This is a genomic window from Pseudomonas sp. TH39(2020) (assembly GCF_016650715.1).
Classification (GTDB): Bacteria; Pseudomonadota; Gammaproteobacteria; order Pseudomonadales; family Pseudomonadaceae; genus Aquipseudomonas; species Aquipseudomonas mandelii_C.
This window is the reverse complement of record NZ_JAEKFF010000008.1, coordinates 136,211-156,171: the sequence shown is the minus strand read 5'-3', so window position 1 is coordinate 156,171 and position 19,961 is coordinate 136,211. Positions and strand designations below refer to the sequence as shown.

Below are 19,961 nucleotides of genomic sequence, written 5' to 3'. Positions count from 1 at the left end.
TTTCGTCAAAAGAATGTTAGTTTTTGCGCAGCCGCTGTGCGTTTTTAAACAGCCTCACCTCAAGGACGGTTCATGTTCGACTGGAATGACCTGCGGTTTTTTCTCGAATTGCAGCGCAGCGGGCGTCTGCTCACCGCCGCCCGCCGTTTGAACACCACCCACGCCACCGTGGCCCGGCACATCGAGGCCATCGAAAAGAGCCTCGGCACGGCGTTGTTTGTCCAGCATGCCCAGGGTTATGAGCTGACGCCGGCGGGCGAAGCGTTGCTCAAACACGCCGAAGCCATGGAAAACGTCGCGTTGCTGGCGCAGGAAGAAATCACCCAATCCACGGCGCCGCTGGGCAAGATCCGCGTCGGCGTGACAGAGGGGTTGGGCATCATGTTCCTCGCCAGCCGCATGAACGGCCTGTTCGAACGTTATCCGGGGCTCGAAGTGGAACTGGTGGCGGTGCCGCGTTTCGTCAGCATCCTCAACCGCGAAGCGGAAATCAGCATCCACCTCGAGCGCCCGGCCGCCGACATGCTGGTCACACGCAAACTGACTGACTATCGATTGGCGCTGTACGCCAGCCAGGAGTATCTGGACCGCTCACCACCGCTGCGCAGCCGCGAAGACCTCGGTCGCCACGCCTGGATCGGTTACGTCGATGACTTGCTGTTCAGCCAGGAATTGGTGTTTCTCAACAGCTTCTGTCGCAATCCGCAGGTGGTGTTTCACAGCACCAGCGTCATCGCCCAACAACAGGCCGCGCGTTCCGGGCTGGGGATCGCCGTGCTGCCGTGTTACATGGCCAGCGCTGATCCCGGCCTGGTGCCGTTGTTGCCGGATGAGAGTATTCAGCGCAGCTACTGGATCAGCACGCGGCGCGAGCTGCACAAATCCGTGCGGTTGCGGGTGTTGTGGGATTACGTAGTGGCGTTGTGTGAGGCGGAGCAGGGGTTGTTGCTGGGATAGCGTTTGGCGTCCAGTCTATTGGATGACGACAAGGAGCGTTATCCGACACTCCGTCGCGATAAAGGGAGCTTGCAGCATGACCGACGATACAAAAACAAAAGGCCCGGCGTCGTACTTTCCGTCAATCGAGAAAAAGTACGGGCAGCCAATCAGCCACTGGCTGGATCTGCTGGGAACGGTGAGCGCAAAGAAGCACATGGAAATGGTGGCGTGGCTGAAGACTGAACACGGTATGGGGCATGGGCATGCCAATGCTTTGGTTGCGCATTATTTGGCGAGCGCTAAAACGTGAACCGACAAGCTCCCACGCCACAGATTGTTTAGCCGCTTGGGACCGCAACAACTCAATCCTTGGGCGGCAGCTCGCGGGTGGTTCGCTGCAATGGACTGAGCCGTTGGCCGTCCGGAATCGACAGCGTCGCCCGCAATCCGCCCTCCGGCCGGTTGACCAGGGTAATGCGTCCACCCAGCCGAGTTGCAATGGTGTTGACGATCGTCAGTCCCAACCCCGCCCCCTGGGCGTTACCGCGACTGTAAAAGCGTTCGAACAAGCGCCCGCGTTCCCCTTCGTCGATGCCCGGTCCCTGATCCTCGACACTCAGCGAATAGAAACCGTCCGCCTGACTTAACTGCACGGTGATAACACCATGTTCCGGGGAGAAGTTTGCCGCGTTACTGATGAGGTTGTTCAGGGCGATGTCGATGGCCGCCGCGTCTGCCATCACGGTAAAGGGACGGTCAATGACGTCGAAGGCCAGCTCAAGGTTCTTGCTCAGTAACCAGGGTGTTAGCTGAGCCAGGCTGTCGCGCACCGTTTGAGTCAGGTCGATCGTGTGCAGCACCGGTGTTACGGCTGTGGGCTCGAGGCGCGCCATGGTCAGCAATTGGTTGACCAACCGGCTGGCTCGGTCCACGCCCGAAATCAGAAACGCCAGCGATTCCCGACGCTCCTGTTCGGTGCCGGCCTCCAACAGGTTTTGCGCATGCACCCGCAGCACCGCCAGGGGGGTGCGCATTTCATGGGCGGCGTCGGCGATAAAGCGCCGCTCGCGGCCGAGCACTTCCTGAATCTGCGCGAGCATGCGATTGAGCGCCGCTTGCATCGGCTCGAGCTCGCTGGGCAGCGGGGTCAGTTGCAGCGGTTCCAGAGAGCCGCTGTGCCGAGCCCGCAGCGTCGCCGCCATGTCGGCCAGGGGCTTGAGGCCCCAGCCAATGGCCAGCCAGACCAAGGCAGCCAGAATCAGGCTGCCCAGCACATTGGGCCACAGGGTATGGCGCACAATTCGCTCCACCAGGTCCGAACGCACGTCTTCACGTTCACCGACCCAGATCCGCAGGTCATTCTGTTTATCTTCAAGTACAAACGCGCGCCAGTGACGGTCACTCAAGTCCACCACGTCGCTGAAACCAGGCACCGACAGCGGCGCAGTGAAGGAGGGCGCGCTGGCTGTGTGCACCAGCACTTCGCCCTGACGATTCCACACCTGAAAGGCAAGTTTGGTTTCATAGGGATGGCCGTCGACTCTTGGCTCTGCCTCGCCCAACGCCTTGTTGAAGGCCTGATACAGGTCAGCGTGTTGCTTGCTGGCCATGGGCATGCGCATCACACCCTGCAACAGCCGGGCGTTCTGCGCGAGTTGGGCATCGTAGACTTCGGCGATTTCATGATTGCTGTCGTGCAGGTTGAACATGCTGATCATCGCCAGACCCGCGAGCATCAGGCCGATGATCAGCGTCAGGGTACGGCGCCGGATTGACGTCATCGACGCTCCTCCACCAGATAACCGACACCGCGAATGGTACGGATCAGATCGGTGGAGAATTTCTTGCGCAGATGATGGATGTGCACTTCCAGGGTGTTGCTTTCGGCTTCTTCGTTCCAGCCGTAAAGCAACTGCATCAAGTGATCGCGGGTCATGACCCGGCCCGGTGGCGAGAGTAATTCGTGGAGTAGCTGATATTCCTTGGGCGTCAGCGCGACCGGCTCGCCCAGATAGCTGACTTGCTGGGTGCCGGGGTTGAGGCTGATGCCGGCGTGTTCGATCAGCATCTGCGCGCGGCCGGCACTGCGCCGCAGCAAGGCCCGCAGGCGCGCCTTGAGTTCGGCCAGATCAAAGGGCTTGATCAGGTAGTCGTCGGCGCCGGCATCCAGCCCGGCGATACGGTCTTCGGTGGCATCCCGCGCGGTGAGGATCAGCACGGGCAGATTGGAACCGCTGTCACGCAGGCGGCGCAGCACTTCCAGCCCGTCCATGCGCGGCAGGCCGAGGTCGAGCACCGCCAGATCAAAGTTTTCGCTGAGCAACGAATGCAAGGCACTGCTGCCGTCCTGCAACCAATCAACGGTATAACCTTCGCGGCCCAGGGCCTGATGGATGCCTTCGCCCAGGGCCACGTCATCTTCAACCAGTAATAAGCGCACACGGACTCCTGTCAGTCGAGTTTCTTGTTCACGTCCACCAGCAAGGCTTCGATCTCTTTGCGCCGCCCGGCGTCGGCGGTTTCCCGACCGGGCCTTGGGTCTGCCTGCAAGGCTTTTTGCAGCGCAGCCCGGGCTTCGCTGTAGCGTTTTTGACGGTAGAGGTGATCACCCCAGAAGTACAGACTATCGATGCCGTTCGGGTTGAGTTGCAAGGCCTGCTTGAGCAACTGTTCGGCCTTGTCTGAGTCGCCAAAGCCAATGGGCCAGCCCGGTACGCGATCATACAGCGCCCCGAGGCTGGTGTAGGCCGAGCCTTGCAGGGCTTTTGGGTCCAGGGCCAGGGCTTTCTCCAGATCAGCTTTCGCATCCTTGACCTTGCTCAGTGCACCGAGCCCGCCCTGGGCGCCGGCCCAACTGCTGTTGACGATGCCGGACCAGATCCAGGCTTCGGCTACCGATTGGCGGTCGCGAGTGAACGCCGAGGCCTGGCCGGCGAGTTTTTCAAACGCCACGGTGCGTTGATTCTCGGGCACTTCGTATTGAATGTGCGCCCAACTTTGCTGGATGCCATTGAGACGTTGCTGATCGGCGGCGTCCAGCGCCCAGACGCTTTGGCTCAAGGCGCCCATCAGCAAGCAGGCAAAGAGTTTTTTCATGGCTTGAGATTCTCGTTATCGGGCTTCTGACTCAGGCGACGGATCAGTGGCAACTGCTTGCGCAGGCCGCGATCCACCAGGTTTGGCAACAGACTGTTCAGGCGTACGAAAAAGCGTTCCGGCCAGCCCAGGTACAAGTCGCGGCGGTCACCGGCAATGGCGTGCATCACCGCCGAGGCGACTTTTTGCGGGTCGTCGACATTGGATTTGAGTGCGTCATTCAAGGCCTGCGCCGCCGGGCTGTTCATGCTGGTGCGGGTGGCACGTGGCGCGACGTACAAAACGCCGACGCGGGTGTCGGCCAGTTCCCGGCGCAGGGCTTCGGAAAACCCCCGCAGGGCAAACTTGGTGGCGCAATAGCTGGCGTAACCGGGGTAGCCGATGGAGCCGTAGGTCGAACCGACGTTCACCACCATCGCGCTTTCAGCTTGCTTGAGCAGCGGCAGCAATAACTTGGTCAGGCAGATCGGCGCGCTGATGTTCACCGCCAACATGGTGTTGATGTCGCTGTCATCGAGCTGTTCAAGCATGGCGAAGTGATTGACCCCGGCGGCGTTGATCAGCAGGTTGATACCGCCGATGGCTTCGGCTGCGGCCAGTACTTTGCGGCGGTCGGCGAGAAAGGTCAGGTCGGCGCCGACCCAGTACAAATGCTGCGGATAGCGTTCGAGCAAAGGCTCCAACGGTTCCCGATGCCGAGCCACCGCCAATACTCGGGCGCCACTGGAGCACAGGGCGGTTGCGATTGCCAGGCCGATACCGCCGCTGGCACCGGTCAATACCACGCGAGCCTCAGACAGGTGCATGCAGGTTCTCCCCGTTGCGCGGCAAGCCGCGGAACATGTCGGTGTACAGCGTATAAACCACCTTGGATGCGTGAATCACAGCGGCCTGGTCGGCCGGATCATCGAGGGTGTTCATCAGTCGGCGATAGGTCTGCATGTGCTCGATATCCAGCGAGCCATGCGAACTGAGGTAACTGAAAGCGCTTTGCGGCAGGTCCAGGCGTTCGCGAATGCTGTCGGCAGCATGGGTGGCCAGGGCGATGCTGGTGCCTTCCAGCACGTTGACCATGCCGAACAGGCCGACCGGGTTGTCCCGGGCAATCAGGTCGTAGAGGAAGCTGACCATCAATTCGATCGGCAAGGACGGACGACCATCGCACACCGCGTCCTTGTCGCCGCCGCAGGCTTCGATGTCGTCGAGGACCCATTGTTCGTGGCCGTATTCGTCCTCGATGTACTCGCACACCGCTTTACGCAGCCATTCCAGGCGCGCCGGCAGGCGTGCGCCGCAGGCCATCATCAAGGGCACGGTGTGACGTACGTGGTAATAGGCTTGCGCCAGGAACGCCCGGTAGCTTTCCAGGCTGACCTTGCCCTCGAGGGCGTCGAGAATGATCGGCAGGTTGAACAGCTCGTGGCGTTCTTGATGGGTGGCTTCTTGCAGTGTGTCGAAAAAGCTCATGACGCAGATTCCTCTGAAAAGTCAGCTTCAGTCAGTTGCGCCCGGTAACGCTCGACGATGGCGTCCCGGCGTGGTCGGCCATTGGCGGTCAGCAGACCGTTGACGGGTGTGAACGGTTGATCCAGACGCGTCCAGTGATGGACCTGGGCGTAATCGGGCAAGGCCTCGTTGGCGTGGGCCACGGCGGCGGCCAGTTCTTCGTCGGTGCAGTCCGGGCGATGGGGCCAGAGCAGCGCGTGGTTGCTCGGCATCGCTTCGCCGTAGACAAAGGCCTGGGCGATATGACGACGTTGGGTCAATTCAGCCTCGACCCATTCCGGGTTCACATTGCGGCCGTAGCTGGTGACAAATTGATGTTTCTTGCGCCCCTTGAGGTAGAGAAAACCTTCGGGGTCGAACTCGCCAAGATCGCCGCTGGGCCACCATTCATCGGTGTGCGGCGCTTCGCCCAGATAACCGAGCAAGGTCGAGCCCTTGATCAGCACTTCGCCGTCGTCAGCCAGGCGAATGTCCACGTGGGGCAGGGGCCGGCCGACACTGCCAGGGCGGCGCGCTTCTGGCCGATTGAGGCACACCACCGACGCGCACTCGGACAGTCCGTAGCCTTCGTAAACCGGGAGACCGATCCGTTGCGCGCGATGCAGCAATTCTTCGCTGACCCGTGCGCCACCCACCGCGGCAAAACGCAACGCGTGGGGGTTGAAGGCTTTTTGCTCGGCGGCGTTGACCAGCAGCAGCAGTAATTGCGGCACGAGGATCAGGCTCTCGGGCGCGCGAGTGGCCAGGCATCCGAGCAGTCGCGACGCATCCACACCGCTGGCACCCTGAATACCCAGGGCTTTCTGACTGGGCAGGCTCAGCGTCGCGCCGGCGTACAGCGCCGCATAGCAGCCGATATTCTCCAGCAGGATCGCCAGCGGCAGAAGTGCGAGGTGATGCTGTGGATCGGTGGGTTTGCTGGCTTGATCCAGTTCGCGGGCGACCCGCAGAATGCTTTCGGCGCTCAGGCACACGCCTTTGGGGGTGCCAGTGGTGCCCGAGGTGAAGGTCAGTTTGGCGGTGCCTTCGGGCATCCGACTTGGGCCGCTGAAGATGCGGCGCCAGAACTCGCCGGTTTTTTCGTAGCCGGCCATTTGCAGTTCAGTTTCCAGTGCTGGCTCGGCAATCACCAGGGCGGACTGGCTTTGCTTCAGGCAATGTTTGCGTTGAGCCGGGCTGAAGAAAGGTGGCAACGTCAGGCAGGTCAGGCCTTCGAACAGCGCAGCCAGGTCCCAGAGCATGGCTTCGACGCCATTGTCCAGGGCCAGTGCAACCACCTTGACGTTTTCATCGCGCAGACGCTGCTGGCGATACATCACTTCTGCGTACAGCGTGGCGTAGTCCAGTTTCAGTTGATCGCCCCACACGGCGACGGCATTGGACTTACGCTGGGCATGGCTGCGCAGCGTCTGTTTGAAACGCTCCATTTCAGGCGACATGGCTGGATTCCTCGATGGACGATGGCAACCCCAGTCGGTTGAACATCCCGATGTTGCGCAAATGGATGAAGCCGGCGCGGATGTTGCCAACGTGCACCCAGGGCTTGCTCTCGTAGTAACTGCCCCAGCTGTGGCGGTCGTCGCCCAGCCGCTCGGGATCGGCAGCGCAGAGGGTGACGGGCTTCAGGCCCAGGCGATGAAAGCTGTTCACCAGGCCGATGTTGCCGGTGAACGCCACCCATTCCAGGCCACCCATCGCCAGCAGGTACGTGATGGCGATGATGCTCATTCGCGCACTGCCGGTGTCGCTGGCAGCCAGGTTGCCCACTTCGACGATGCCGCTGCGGTCTACTGCACAATCGGCCGCGGCACTGATCAGCGGATCGATCGGTTCGTCCAGGTAACGTTCCAGATACAGCGGTTCGCTACTCGCCAGACGCACGCCGGCCACTGCACAGAGTTCACCTGACGCGTTGTTCATGCCAAACAGCTCCGGCATGAAATGACGGATGTCGGCCCCGTGGGCCTTACGGAAACGTTGCTGGATAAAGGCTTCGAAGACCGGACGCAGGAGCTCGTCCGGCAGGGCTCTGGCCAAACTCATCTGCGGGGTTTCGGCTTGTCCGAAATGCAGGGGCAGAGGAATGTTCCAGTTGAAATCGGGCATTGGAAGACGCCTCCCCGGGTAAGTATGGGAGAAGTATCGGAGGCATTTCTTAACGGAGTCTGAAGGTGGCCAAAGACCGATCGGCCCTGTCTTCAGATTGCCTTAAGACTGGGCGGGCAGGGTGGCGCCGATCGGTTCGGCAACAAAGCGGAACCGGGCTGCGCGAATGACTCGGCAGCCACAATAACGTTCACGAGGCCTGTTATGACCCGCAATGCACTCGCTCACCGGTATGGAAAACTCTCGATCACCTTGCACTGGCTGATGCTTGCGCTGTTTGTCGGCGTGTATGCCTGCATCGAAATCAAAGGGTTGTTGCCAAAGGGGCACGCCTTGAAGGGATTGTTTCTTGGGTTGCACGGCTTGTTCGGGCTGAGCATTTTTGTGTTGGTGTGGGTGCGCTTGCTCGGGCGGATCACCCCGCGTCCACCGATTACGCCGGCGCTGCCCGGCTGGCAGACGGGCGTTTCGCACCTGATGCACCTGGCGTTGTACGGGCTGATGATCGCCACGCCGTTATTGGCCTGGCTGATGCTGTCGGCAGGTGGCAAGCCGATGCCTTATTTCGAGTTCTTCCTGCCTTCGCCGGTGGCGGTCGATCCGGACCTGGCCAAGCAGTTCAAGTACTGGCACGAATTGCTCGGCAGCGCCGGTTACTGGCTGATCGGCTTGCACGCGGCAGCGGGGTTGTTCCATCACTATTGGGTCCGTGACAACACCTTGACGCGCATGCTGCCCGGTCGATCCGGCAATACGGTCAATCAGCGTCAGCGATAATCTCGAACCCGGTGCTGGCCAGGCGCTCGCCATTCACCAGAATGTGCACGGCGTGATGACCCGCGTAATGCCGGCGGGTGGTGAGTTCTTTGATCTGCTGACTCCTGACGATGGACTCGGTCGCCTTGCCGGGAAGCGTCAGCGCCTTGAGCTTGAACACCTTCGCCGACGTGCTGCCGTTGGCTTTGACGTAATCGATCGCGTAGTCGATCACCAGTCGCTGACTGTCCTGGATCGTGGATTTCATGGCGAAGGACAGGGTGATTTTTTCACCCAGACGAATCACCGCCGGTTCCACCTTCACATCGATGATCTTGACCTCAGGCTTGCCGCCCGCGCCAATGATCGCCAACGCTCGTTGGTTGCCCTGTTTGATCAGGCTGCGCAGGGCGTGTTTGGCGATCCATGCGGTGTGCTTGTTGTCCAGCGACCAGCCTTCGATCAGGTCCAGCACCCATTCAGGATGATCCTTGGTGATGTCGTTGAGGTGGTTGGCCACGGACTTGCGCACGTAGAGGCTGTCGTCGGCCTTGAGGTTATCGAGGATCGCGGCCGCCAATGTTGGGTCAGCCTGAATCTGTTCCAGTCGAAACGACCATGGCAGGCGCGGTCGGCTGCCTTCGCTGGCCAGGCGGCGGACGTGTTCGTTGTCGTCCAGGGACCAATCGTGCATGACCGCCAGGGAGCGTTCGATGTCGCTGCGCAGGAAATGGCGGATCGCGAACTCCGAGGAGCCGAACGCAGTGAAGTACTTGAGGGCGTCCATGGATTGTTCGAAAGCATGTCCGCCGTACGTCGCGACGTAATGCGGTAATGAGATGCTGACGAAGCCGCTGTTCAGCCGCGGAGCGAGGGCGCGCAGCACTTCAAGCGTCTGTTCATAACTCAACGGCAACACCGCATGCAGGCACTCGCTGACCCGGGCCATGCGCTGCATGATTGATAATTCGGCTAGCCCGTCGTTGGCCAGTTTCAGGAAGGCCTTGGCATTGAACGCGGGGTAGACGGAGGTCATCTCGGTGGCGATGTGCTTGAGGCGGTCGGGGTTGAAGATTTCTTTCAGGGCGGGGGCGGGTTGGTTGGTGTTGGTCATAGGATGGGTTTGCTCGAATGGTTGTGTGTCAGTTAGATCCATCCCCTCACCCCAGCCCTCTCCCCACGGGGGAGAGGGGGAAAGGGGGCAGATCTCCATTGCTTTCAAATCCAGAGTTCGACTCGATAATTCAGGTCGCAGTATTTCTAAAGAACTCCCAGATCAGCCCCCTCTCCCCACGGGTGAGAGGGGGAAAGGGGGAAAGGGGGCAGATCTCCATTGCTTTCAAATCCTGAGTTCGACTCGATAATTCAGGTCGCAGTATCTCTAAAGAACTCCCAGATCAGTCCCCTCGCCCTTGGGGAGAGGGTTAGGGTGAGGGGCTGGATCTCAAGCCTTACCCGATTCCTGCTCCCCCAACTGATCCGACTCAAACAATCTCGCCAGTTCCGCCCGGGCTTCCTGCGCCGTCTGCAATACCTTCGCCGCATCGTCATAAACCGCATGCTGGGCCTCCAGCACCTGCTCGTCGTGATGCTTGAAGCGCTTGATCCGCGCATCGGCCTGAGCCTGGGTCAGCCCCAGGCCGACCAGCGTGCGCCGGCTCATTTCCAGACTCGAATAATAGGTTTCCCGAATGGCCTCGGCGCCAAGGTCCACCAGCCGATGCACATGCTGCCGGTTACGGGCCCGGGCGATGATTTTGAGGTGCGGGTAGAGTTTGTGCACCAACTCGGCGGTCTTGATGTTGGTGTCCGGGTCGTCGGTGGCGATGACAAAGTATTCCGCCTGCTCGACCTTGGCCGCACTGAGGATCTCCGGGCGCATCGGGTCGCCGTAGAACACCGGCACACCGCCGAAGCTGCGCGACAGTTCGATGGTTTCCACCGAGGTGTCGAGGGCGACGAATTTGATGTTCTGCGCGCGCAAAATCCGCGCAACGATCTGTCCCATACGGCCCATGCCGGCGATCACCACGCGTGGCGTGTCGGTATCGATCTCGCGGAATTTCTCCGGCACCACCACCGGTTGAACTTTGGGGCTGACCAGTCGCGCGCACAACAGCAACAGCAGCGGCGTCACCGCCATGGACAAGGTGATGGTCAGCACCAGCAAGTCGTACAGATTTGGTTCGAACAGTCCCTGGTCGCGGCCGATCTTGAACACCACAAACGCAAACTCACCACCGGCCGCGAGCACGATGCCGAGGCGAATCGCACTGACCTTGCCCAAGCCACCGGCCAGTCGCCCGACAACAAACAGCAGCGGCAGTTTGATTGCGATCAGCAGCAGGGTCAGGCCCAGCACCGTGATCGGCGCGCTCAGCAGCAGACTGAGGTTGGCACCCATGCCGACACTGATGAAAAACAGCCCCAGCAGCAATCCCTTGAACGGTTCGATTTGCGCTTCCAGTTCGTGGCGGTATTCGGAGTCCGCCAGCAACAACCCAGCAAGGAACGCCCCCAGCGCCATGGACACGCCAACCAGGTCCATCAGCCACGCCGTGCCGATCACCACCAGTAACGCAGTGGCGGTCGAGACTTCCGGCAAACCGGTCTTCGCCACCACCCGGAACACCGGTCGCAGCAGGTACCGCCCACCGATCACCACCACCGCGATGCTGCCCAGCACGCGCAAGCCGTGATTGAGGCCTTCGCCAGCGCTGCTGGAGTGATCGCCGCCCGCCAGCAACGGCACCATGGCAATCAGCGGGATGGCGGCGATGTCCTGGAACAACAGAATCGCGAATGCCAAGCGTCCGTGGGGACTGGTCAGTTCCTTGCGCTCGGCCAGGCTTTGCAAACCGAACGCCGTGGACGACAGCGCCAGGCCCAAGCCCAGCACGATCGCGCTGTTCAACGGTTGGCCAAACACGAACAACGCCAGCACACCAATCACCGAGCCCGTCAGCAGCACTTGCGCCAGGCCAACGCCGAACACCGATTTGCGCATGACCCACAAACGTCGCGGCGACAGTTCAAGACCAATGATGAACAGCAGCAACACCACCCCGAGTTCGGAAATGTGGCTGACGCTTTGCGGATTGCCAATCAAGCCCAGCACCGACGGCCCGATGATCACCCCGGCAAACAGATAACCCAGCACCGCCCCCAGTTGCAGGCGCTTGGCCAAGGGAACGGTGAGCACCGCCGCGAACAGAAACACGACAGCGGCTTGCAACAGGTTGCCTTCATGGGGCATGACAAAAACTCCATTCACTCGGTATGGCGGGGGTGACAAGGATAAAGGCTGATGCTTGTTGCGTCAGCCATGAACATACAGTTCTGCTGACTGACACACCGCCATCGCGAGCAGGCTCGCTCCCACATTTGTTTGTGGGGTGCAGAGATACTGTGTCCACCGCAGATCCATTGTGGGAGCGAGCCTGCTCGCGATGGCGGCCTGTAGGGCGACGAAAATGTAGTTATATGTTGCATTAATTAGTTACATTTATGCGATAGGCTGATCAATCTGTCCGTTCCCGAGTGCGCACCATGGCCATCAACTTCGACCTGAACGACCTGCAAGCCTTTCGCGCTGTGGTGGAGCAGGGCAGCTTTCGCAAGGCGGCCGACGCGGTGCGCATTTCCCAACCGGCGCTGAGCCGGCGCATCGAAAAACTCGAAGACGCCCTCGGTGTGAGGTTGTTCGAACGCACCACACGCAAGGTCAGCCTGACCCAGGCCGGACGCGGTTTTATGCCGAGTGTCGAGCGTCTGTTGGACGATCTGGACGTGGCGCTATTGGGCATCAGCGAAGTCGCCTCGACCCGCCTCGGTCACGTCACCGTGGCCTGCGTGCCTTCAGCGGCTTACTACTTCATGCCGCGAGTGATCGCCCACTACCATCGGCAGTTTCCACGGATCAAGGTCAAGGTCCTCGATTCCAGCGCCCATGAAGTGCTGAGTGCGGTGGTCAACGGCGAGGCGGATTTCGGCCTGAGTTTCATGGGCACCCTGGAGGCGGAAGTGGAGTTCGAGCCGCTGGTGCAGGAAGGTTATGTGGTGGCGTGCCGGCGCGATCATCCCTTGGCCGGACGCGCCAGCGTGACGTGGGATGAGTTTTATCAGCAGGACTACATCTCGCTGGACAAGACGTCCGGCAATCGCTTTCTGCTGGATCAGGCGCTCGCGGGCATCGTGCCGCAGCGGTCGAGCATCTGCGAAACCCGGCATGTGACGACGATGATTGGTTTGGTCGAAGCGGGGTTGGGCGTGGCAGCGGTGCCCTTGATGGCGATGCCGGCGGCGGACCACCCGATCCTGACGCGGGTGCCGCTGACCGATCCGCAGGTGATGCGCAGTGTCGGTTTGATCAAGCGCCGGGGGCGCACATTGACCCCGGCGGCGCTGGAACTGGAACGGCTGGTGGTGGAAATGAAAGTCCAGGTCAGCGACTGACTGAGTCCAGCCCGGTGGCTTTCACCTCCGGTTGAGCGGCGGTGGAGGCCAGGTAATCCAGCAACGCCTTGGCTTGCGCCGGGTGTTGCGCACCGACCGGAATGCCGGCGGCGAAACGCGTGACCGACTGCACCGACTCTGGAATCTTCGCCACAAAACTCACGCCCGGCACCGGCAGCAACTCGCTGACCTGCTGAAAGCCCAGTTGATAGTCACCGGTGGCAACCACCGAGCCCACCGGGATTTTCGCAACCATCGTCGATTTGGGTTTGAGTTGGTCTTCGATGCCCAGCCGTTTGAACAATTGTTCCTCGATGTACACGCCACTGGCGCTGTCGGAATAGGCCACGGACTTCGCGTCGAGCAAGGTCTTTTTCAGGCCGTCGACAGAGCTGATGTCCGGTTTCGGCGCCCCTTCACGTACCACCAGACCGATCCGCGAGTCCGCCAGCTCGACCCGTGAGGCGGGATCGACTTTGCCTTGCTTGATCAGGTCATCGAGGGCGTAGCCGACCATGATCACCACGTCGGCCTTTTCACCGCGAGCCAGACGATTGGGGATCGCTTCCGGCGCCTTGCCCATCGAGGGGCCGAGGGCAGTATCTAACGTGTTGCCGGTGGAGGCGGCGAATTTCGGGCCGAGGATTTTGTAGGCCGCGGTGAAACCGCCGGAGGTCATCACGCGGATTTCTTCGGCCTGGGCGACGGTGCTCAGACCCAGGCTGGCCAGCAAAATCAGGGCAGCAAAATTGAATAGTTTCTTCATGGTCATGTGCTCTCAAAGGGGTCAGGACATCGACGGTTGCAAGCGACCGGTCGAACGGCGATAGAGATACAACGTCGCGCACAGGGCACAGAGCGCGGCAAAACTCATCCAGTAACCGGGCGCAGCCTTGTCGCCGGTGTACTGGATCAGGAAGGTCGACATCGCCGGGGTGAAACCACCGAACACCGCCGTGGCCAGGCTATAAGCCAGGGAGAAACCGGCAACCCGAACTTCGACCGGCATGATTTCCGTTAGCGCGGCAATCATCGCGCCGTTGTACAAACCGTAAATGAACGACAACCACAGCAGCACCAACAGCATGTTGATGAAGCTTGGCGCCTGCACCAGATACGTCAGCGCCGGATACGCCGTGGCCAAGGTCAGCAGGGCCATGGTAATCAGCACCGGACGACGGCCGATGCGGTCCGACAGTGCGCCACCAATCGGCAGCCAGAAGAAGTTCGAAACGCCCACCAGCAAAGTCACCAGCAGTGCATCAGACGTGCTCAGGTGCAGCACGGTCTTGCCGAAGGTCGGTGCGTACACGGTGATCAGGTAAAACGCGGTGGTGGTCAGGGCCACCATCATCATCCCGGCGAACACGATCACCCAGTTCTGCGCCAACGTGCGGAACACATCGCCCATGCTCGGGCGGTGTTTACGGGCGGCGAACGCTTCGGTTTCCTCAAGGTTGCGGCGCAGGAAAAAAATGAACGGCACGATCATGCAGCCGACGAAAAACGGAATTCGCCAGCCCCAGTCGGCAATCATCGCCGGCGCCATCCACTGGTTCAGGCCATAGCCCAATGCTGCCGCGACAATGATCGCCACTTGCTGGCTGGCCGACTGCCAACTGGTGAAGAAGCCTTTGTTGCCGGGCGTGGCGATCTCCGAGAGGTACACCGAGACGCCACCCATTTCTGCGCCGGCCGAGAAGCCTTGCAGCAAGCGGCCGATCAACACGATGGCCGGGGCGAACAGCCCGATGGTTTCATAGCCGGGCACCAGCACAATCAAAATCGTGCCACTGGCCATGATCGACAGGGTGACGATCAACCCTTTGCGCCGACCCACATCATCGATGTAGGCGCCCAGCACCACGGCGCCCAACGGCCGCATCAGAAAGCCTGCGCCGAACACCGCGAAGGTCATCATCAGAGAGGCGAACTCGCTGCTGGCCGGGAAGAACACGGCAGCGATCTGCGTGGCGTAAAAGCCGAACAGGAAAAAGTCGAATTGTTCGAGGAAGTTGCCCGAGGTGACCCGGAAAATCGCGCTGGCCCGGGAGCGACCGGAAGTCGCGGGCTGTTGGGTTGATGTTGTCATAGACATGTACTCCACCGCTTTTATGACGTGCACCGCCTGGACGCGGTGCACGGTTCTTATTAGGGCGGATAGTGGAGCAGGGTGATCGATATGTTAATTGCATTGTTGGCATGCATTGATGTGTGAAACGGATCAATGTAGTCCGTAAGGAATGATTCGCTGCCTATGCAGTCGGAGTTCTGGTACCGCGACATCACAGGAGGATCACCCCATGAACAGCAAATCCCTCATCGCCGCCTTGGCCATCGCCGCCGGCGTTGCCGGTATCAGTCCCATTGTTCAAGCGGATGACCCACCGCAAAAAACCGTCCAGCCGGGGGTTAACAACTCCCGCCAACTGGTGATGGGTGATCGCGCCCCGGACGTTTACCAGCGCAGCGAAAAAGCTTTGAGCAACTGGAAGCAGAAAGGCCTGAAAGCCCCGAAGGCTCAGGCGCAGTGGGTGCAGATCAATGACAAGTACATGATGGTGATGATTACCAATGGGACGATTGTGGATATCACGCCAGTGGAGCGTTAAACCGTCGAAGGGCTATTCGCTGTGAGCGCGTACGGGGCTTTCGGTGCCCAACCGATACTGATTATTCCCACTGCGCTTCGCCTCATACATCGCCAGATCCGCAATATGAATCAACCGGTCCATGCTCGGCGCATGGTCCGGGAACACCGCGACCCCCAGACTGGTGCCGATGTGCCGTTGATCATTGCCGATGGTCACCGGTGGCGACAGTTCGACGAAGATTTTCTGGCAGATGCTGCGGGCTTCGTCTTGCAGGCTGTTGCCCTGAGACAGACCTTGAAGGATGACCACAAACTCGTCGCCACCGATCCGGGCGACGGTATCGGTTGAACGCAGGATTTTCTTCAGTCGAGTGGCGGTGGTGATCAGTACCCGGTCGCCGGCGGCATGGCCGTAATGGTCGTTGATTGCCTTGAAACCATTGAGGTCGACAAATACCAGCGCAACTCTCGTGGCACTGATGCGCGCCTGTTCCAGCGCTTCGGACAGACGCTCTTCGAGCACCAGACGATTGGGCAGACCGGTCAGCGGGTCGAAGTGGGCCAGGTGTTGCAGGTAGCTGGCGGAGGCTTTTTCCTCGGTGATATCGCGTACCACACCCATCATCTTGATCGTTGCATCGTGGTCGTTCTTGACCACATTGCCGGTTTCCCGAAGCCAGCGGATCGTACCGTCGGGCCAGACCACCCGATATTCCTCGTCATGGTTGTCGCCGGTTTCCAGGCAGCGCAATTCCCCGGCCCGGACCTTGGCCCGGTCATCCGGATGAACACATGAGCAAAACAGTGCGTAGGAGGGCGTTACTTCGTCGATCTTGAAGCCAAACATGCCGTAGATCGCGTCCGACCAGTAGAGCTTGTCGGTGTCGACATCCCAGTCCCACGTGCCGATACGGGCGAAGTACTGGCTGCGCTTGAAGCGTTCGGCGTCACCGTCCTGACGGATGTTTTGCCCGTCAGTCAGGCTGGTGATCAGCACGCGATACTCGGCCAGCTGCTTTTGTAGCGAGCGCTCGCGACAGATCAACGCGACGATCAGGGCTAGCATCAGTGAGCCGATGGTTGCGCTGGTCCAGACCAGATTCATTCAGAAATTGCCGTCATGGCGTGTTGATCCGTGCGGGTAGGTGTTGCTTATCTTAGTTCACGGTCACTGCGGGAAACAGGTTTAACCCCCTCGCCAGGTGATCGCAATGGTTGCCATTCGACCGCAAATCTGGGAAAACGGCGCCCAATAAGCCTTTCGGGCAAACGAACACGCGAGTACATGCAATGAATGACGAACTACAGGTAATCGACCTTGTACTAGGCGACGGCAAAGCCGCCGTCAAAGGCGCGCTGATCACCACGCAGTACCGTGGCTGGCTGGAAGATGGCACCGAGTTCGACTCTTCCTATAGCCGTGGTAAGCCTTTCCAGTGCGTGATTGGCACGGGTCGGGTGGTCAAAGGGTGGGATCAGGGAATTATGGGCATGCAGGTCGGTGGCAAGCGCAAGCTGTGGGTGCCTGCGCGTTTGGCCTATGGCGAGCGGACGATGGGGGTATTCCCCCGCATTCGAATTTGATTTTCGAGATTGAACTGCTGGAAGTGCTGACGCGCGATGATTGATTGGCGTATTAGCTGAAATGACAAGAACCGCACTATCTGCTCACAGAAAGAGCGGTTTTTTTTGAACATTGATCAAGCCACCTCGCCACTATTTTTTCGCCAGCGCCTTCTATCTGGATGCTGTCTAAACCAGCGACTTTTGAATTTGATGATCAAATGTATCCAGAAAATCGTGCATGCCGATTTCTCCGAGATCTACAGCTTTAGCGCCGCCGGCCGCAATAAAGGTGACGTCAGTGATACCAAGGACATTCAGGATCAGTTTCAAATATTGGGTCGCAATGTCACGGTCTCTAATCGGGGAGTCGTGGGTGTATACACCTCCCGAGGCGAGCAGCACCGTTGCCTTTTTACCGGTCACCAGCCCTTTACCATCAAAGCCCAAGGTCAGGCCTTTCCGTACCACGTGATCCACCCACGCCTTGAGCGCCGCAGGGACGTTATAGTTGTAGACCGGCGTTGAAATAACCAGGTGATCGGTTTCCAGCAACTCGGCCGCAAGCTCATCGGACAGCTGCAACACGGCTTTCATTTCAGGCGAATGTTGGGTTTCTGGGGTGAAGTAAGCCTGTAACCAGGGGGCCGTCACGAACGTAAGCGGAGTGTCCGTTAGATCCCGTATTTTGATCGCGCCCCTAGGGTGTGCAGCTTCCCACGCAGCCAAAAATCGGCGAGTGAGCTGCCGGGAGATTGAAGCATCCCCACGTGAGCTGGTTTCAATGCTGAGAAGCCTGGACATGGATGTAACTCCTGCGCGGTGACGCGGCGGTAGGTTTTGCGTTGTCGCTTTAGGCGATGTGCGACACACTCTACCCAATGCGATCTCTAAGCAGGAGTGATGTAAATATGATTGAGTCCATCTGTTTAAGTGATGGGTCATGATCGGAAATCTCAGCTTGGATCAGTTGCGGATCCTGGTAACCATTGCTGATACAGGCAGTTTCTCGGCAACGGGACGTCACCTGCGGCGTGCTCAATCTGCCATTAGCCAGTCGATTGCCACACTTGAGTCAGTTCAAGGTGTGAGGCTGTTTGATCGGAGCGGCCATCGTCCAACGCTCACTGAGGTAGGTAGAGTGCTAGTGGTTCAAGCGCGCGCAGTGCTGGCAAGCGCTGCCCAGTTTGAAGCAATGGCCGCCAGTACGGCAGCCGGGGTTGAGCCGGAGTTGGCTCTCGCCATAGACCCTTTAGTCCCTAGCGCACCGCTCATCGAAAGCCTGCGCGCTATCCGTGAAGCTTTTCCGCATCTGGCAGTGAGTTTTTCTACAGAAGGCTTAGGCGGCGCGGAGCGCCGATTGCGCAACGGCGATGCGGCACTGGCGCTTTGCACATTGATTCCGACAGTGCCTGACGATGTCACCGCACTGCCGCTGCTCAGCGTCGACTTGAGGCCAGTAGTAGCCAGCGGGCATCCCTTGGCTATGTTAGGCCGTCGGGCAACAAGTGCAGACCTGAAGCCTTATGTGCAACTGGTACTTTCCGATCCGGTTTCTCCCGACGGCCCTAGCTATGGGGTGACGGGCAGTTACCAGTGGCGGTTTGTAGATCTGGCACGGCGGCTGGATTTTTTGCTCGCCGGGTTCGGTTGGTGTCGAATGCCAGAGCATCTGATTGCGGATCATCTGGCTTCAGGACGCCTCGTACCGCTTGAGTTAACCGCCGAACTTCAGCGCACACCAGACACACTGACGATCTACGCAGCGCACATGCAAAATCGCTCTTTAGGGAAAGCAGGCCGATGGCTTCTGAATGATCTGACCCGTCGTCTGTGCCTGTGATGATACGAAGGCGACTAACGTCAGCGGTTTGGTTATCCCGTTGGCCAAAGGGCCGCGACGATTGATCGCTAAGACTGAAAGGTTTCCCGGTAGGCATAAAGACCCGGTATTCCGCCGGTCATCACGAACAGCACGTTGTCCCCGGAACGGTAGCGTCCTAGTCTGAGATCGGCCAACAGCCCGGCGAACGCTTTGCCGGAGTAGACCGGGTCGATCAACAGACCTTCGGCGCGAGCCATCAGGCGAACTGCTTCCTGCATGGCTGGTGTTGGCAGACCGTAACCGTCGCCCAACTGACTGCCGTCAATGGCGATCTCTTCAGCCTGAACGACGGTGTTGCTGCCCAGCAGCGCCAATGCGTCTTGGGTCAATTGCCGGGTTCTGGCCGCTGAACTGTCTCGATCGGACAAAACCGAATAGGACTTGACGATCGAGGTGCCTCGGCCCAGCAACTGGAAGCCCGCCGCGAGCCCGGCGTGGGTGCCGGCGCTGCCGTTGGGCACCACGACCTGATTGAAGCTGAGGCCGAGTTCCGTCTCTTGCTGTGCGATCTCCGCTGCGCAGCGCGCATACCCGAGACTGCCCAGAGGTGTTGAGCCTCCCGTGGGAATCACCAGCACGTTGCGCCCCGAATCCCGAAGTTGCGTGGCCCGTGTTTCGGCCACGGCGAGTGAGTCGCTGCCCCCGGCAAGCACCTGTAACTGTGCGCCGAACAACTGGTCGAGCAGAACGTTGCCGTTGAGTTCGTAATCCACATCGGTTTTAGGTACCGCGCGGGTCAGGATCAGTTCACAGGCAAGGCCCAGGCGAGCACACACCGCAGCGGTCAGGCGCGCGTGGTTGGACTGAATGCCGCCCACGGTGATCACCGTGTCGACTCCGGCCGCCAGCGCTGCGCCGATATGGAATTCGAGTTTGCGCAGTTTGTTACCGCCACCGCCAATCAGCATATGATCGTCGCGCTTGAGAAACAGGCCGACTCCCTGCGACTTCAAGCCCAGCAGTTGTTCGAGGCGTTCGGCGCGCTGAATGGGCGTGGGGCCTTGCAGGAGCTCTGCCCGCGCAAAAGAACTCAGTGACGTGTCCAGAAGGGTTTGCATCAAT

At 59.9% G+C, this 19,961-nt stretch carries 20 protein-coding genes and 1 pseudogene; 7 read left to right on the top strand and 14 right to left on the bottom strand.

Going from position 1 to position 19,961, the window contains the following annotated elements:
- The first annotated feature begins 72 nt into the window (after window positions 1–72).
- Window positions 73–957 carry a LysR family transcriptional regulator gene (locus tag JFU47_RS28995; protein ID WP_123368268.1) on the top strand — a complete coding sequence of 295 codons (885 nt, stop codon included), beginning with the start codon at window positions 73–75 and terminating at the stop codon, window positions 955–957.
- A 76-nt stretch (window positions 958–1,033) separates the two neighbouring features.
- Window positions 1,034–1,249 (top strand): DUF4287 domain-containing protein, encoded by a 216-nt coding sequence (locus tag JFU47_RS28990; RefSeq protein ID WP_140679290.1) that lies wholly within the window; start codon window positions 1,034–1,036, stop codon window positions 1,247–1,249.
- A gap of 52 nt (window positions 1,250–1,301) precedes the next feature.
- Here JFU47_RS28990 and JFU47_RS28985 read toward each other — a convergent pair whose 3' ends face one another.
- The 7 genes from JFU47_RS28985 to JFU47_RS28955 are packed head-to-tail and all read right to left on the bottom strand — an operon-like array spanning window position 1,302 to window position 7,647.
- Entirely contained in the window at window positions 1,302–2,720 is a 1,419-nt protein-coding gene (locus tag JFU47_RS28985) for an ATP-binding protein (RefSeq protein ID WP_201187587.1), read from the bottom strand.
- A complete protein-coding gene (locus tag JFU47_RS28980; protein WP_123368266.1) occupies window positions 2,717–3,379 on the bottom strand; it encodes a response regulator in 663 nt (220 codons plus the stop codon). Before JFU47_RS28980 ends, JFU47_RS28985 begins: the two co-directional genes overlap by 4 nt.
- A gap of 11 nt (window positions 3,380–3,390) precedes the next feature.
- Entirely contained in the window at window positions 3,391–4,035 is a 645-nt protein-coding gene (locus JFU47_RS28975) for a tetratricopeptide repeat protein (RefSeq protein WP_201187585.1), read from the bottom strand.
- Window positions 4,032–4,841, bottom strand: coding sequence for an SDR family oxidoreductase (locus JFU47_RS28970; RefSeq protein WP_140679283.1), 810 nt, complete (start codon window positions 4,839–4,841; stop codon window positions 4,032–4,034). Before JFU47_RS28970 ends, JFU47_RS28975 begins: the two co-directional genes overlap by 4 nt.
- Complete coding sequence (locus JFU47_RS28965; RefSeq protein WP_201187583.1) at window positions 4,828–5,502, bottom strand: TenA family transcriptional regulator; 675 nt, start codon at window positions 5,500–5,502, stop codon at window positions 4,828–4,830. The genes JFU47_RS28970 and JFU47_RS28965 overlap by 14 nt, the downstream gene beginning before the upstream one ends.
- Entirely contained in the window at window positions 5,499–6,980 is a 1,482-nt protein-coding gene (locus JFU47_RS28960) for an AMP-binding protein (RefSeq protein WP_201187581.1), read from the bottom strand. The genes JFU47_RS28965 and JFU47_RS28960 overlap by 4 nt, the downstream gene beginning before the upstream one ends.
- Window positions 6,970–7,647 (bottom strand): thermostable hemolysin, encoded by a 678-nt coding sequence (locus tag JFU47_RS28955; RefSeq protein WP_201187579.1) that lies wholly within the window; start codon window positions 7,645–7,647, stop codon window positions 6,970–6,972. The genes JFU47_RS28960 and JFU47_RS28955 overlap by 11 nt, the downstream gene beginning before the upstream one ends.
- Window positions 7,648–7,851: 204 nt before the next feature.
- Between JFU47_RS28955 and JFU47_RS28950 the strand changes: the two genes are divergently transcribed.
- Window positions 7,852–8,424 (top strand): cytochrome b, encoded by a 573-nt coding sequence (locus JFU47_RS28950; protein ID WP_201187577.1) that lies wholly within the window; start codon window positions 7,852–7,854, stop codon window positions 8,422–8,424.
- On the opposite strand, the gene JFU47_RS28945 is transcribed toward JFU47_RS28950, so the two are convergent.
- Window positions 8,405–9,517 (bottom strand): DNA alkylation repair protein, encoded by a 1,113-nt coding sequence (locus JFU47_RS28945; protein WP_201187575.1) that lies wholly within the window; start codon window positions 9,515–9,517, stop codon window positions 8,405–8,407. The genes JFU47_RS28950 and JFU47_RS28945 overlap by 20 nt on opposite strands.
- A 330-nt stretch (window positions 9,518–9,847) precedes the next feature.
- Window positions 9,848–11,659 (bottom strand): monovalent cation:proton antiporter-2 (CPA2) family protein, encoded by a 1,812-nt coding sequence (locus JFU47_RS28940; protein ID WP_201187573.1) that lies wholly within the window; start codon window positions 11,657–11,659, stop codon window positions 9,848–9,850.
- Between the two features lie 293 nt (window positions 11,660–11,952).
- On the opposite strand from JFU47_RS28940, the gene JFU47_RS28935 reads away from it, so the two are divergent.
- Complete coding sequence (locus JFU47_RS28935; protein WP_123368257.1) at window positions 11,953–12,858, top strand: LysR family transcriptional regulator; 906 nt, start codon at window positions 11,953–11,955, stop codon at window positions 12,856–12,858.
- Here JFU47_RS28935 and JFU47_RS28930 read toward each other — a convergent pair.
- Together JFU47_RS28930 and tcuC are read right to left on the bottom strand one after the other, a co-directional pair.
- Window positions 12,848–13,624, bottom strand: a complete 777-nt coding sequence (locus JFU47_RS28930) for a substrate-binding domain-containing protein (RefSeq protein ID WP_140894416.1) — start codon at window positions 13,622–13,624, stop codon at window positions 12,848–12,850. The two genes, JFU47_RS28935 and JFU47_RS28930, sit on opposite strands and share 11 nt — an antisense overlap.
- Window positions 13,625–13,645: 21 nt before the next feature.
- A complete protein-coding gene (tcuC, locus tag JFU47_RS28925) occupies window positions 13,646–14,950 on the bottom strand; it encodes an MFS transporter (protein ID WP_201187571.1) in 1,305 nt (434 codons plus the stop codon).
- Window positions 14,951–15,161: 211 nt separating this feature from the next.
- Between tcuC and JFU47_RS28920 the strand changes: the two genes are divergently transcribed.
- Window positions 15,162–15,470, top strand: a complete 309-nt coding sequence (locus tag JFU47_RS28920) for an RcnB family protein (protein WP_123368255.1) — start codon at window positions 15,162–15,164, stop codon at window positions 15,468–15,470.
- Between the two features lie 12 nt (window positions 15,471–15,482).
- On the opposite strand, the gene JFU47_RS28915 is transcribed toward JFU47_RS28920, so the two are convergent.
- Window positions 15,483–16,556, bottom strand: a complete 1,074-nt coding sequence (locus JFU47_RS28915; protein WP_201187569.1) for a sensor domain-containing diguanylate cyclase — start codon at window positions 16,554–16,556, stop codon at window positions 15,483–15,485.
- Between the two features lie 185 nt (window positions 16,557–16,741).
- Here JFU47_RS28915 and JFU47_RS28910 point away from each other — a divergent pair.
- Window positions 16,742–17,079: pseudogene (locus JFU47_RS28910) on the top strand (FKBP-type peptidyl-prolyl cis-trans isomerase).
- 124 nt (window positions 17,080–17,203) lie between these two features.
- Here the strand turns inward: JFU47_RS28910 and JFU47_RS28905 are convergent.
- The gene (locus tag JFU47_RS28905) at window positions 17,204–17,818 is read right to left on the bottom strand and encodes an FMN-dependent NADH-azoreductase (RefSeq protein ID WP_201187566.1); all 615 of its coding nucleotides are present in this window, start codon (window positions 17,816–17,818) and stop codon (window positions 17,204–17,206) included.
- 139 nt (window positions 17,819–17,957) lie between these two features.
- Here JFU47_RS28905 and JFU47_RS28900 point away from each other — a divergent pair, with 139 nt between their 5' ends.
- Window positions 17,958–18,857: a LysR family transcriptional regulator gene (locus tag JFU47_RS28900; RefSeq protein ID WP_123366089.1), complete on the top strand. Its 900-nt coding sequence runs from the start codon at window positions 17,958–17,960 to the stop codon at window positions 18,855–18,857.
- A gap of 68 nt (window positions 18,858–18,925) precedes the next feature.
- Here the strand turns inward: JFU47_RS28900 and JFU47_RS28895 are convergent, their stop codons facing one another.
- Window positions 18,926–19,957, bottom strand: coding sequence for a D-cysteine desulfhydrase family protein (locus JFU47_RS28895; protein WP_201187564.1), 1,032 nt, complete (start codon window positions 19,955–19,957; stop codon window positions 18,926–18,928).
- Window positions 19,958–19,961 lie beyond the last annotated feature (4 nt).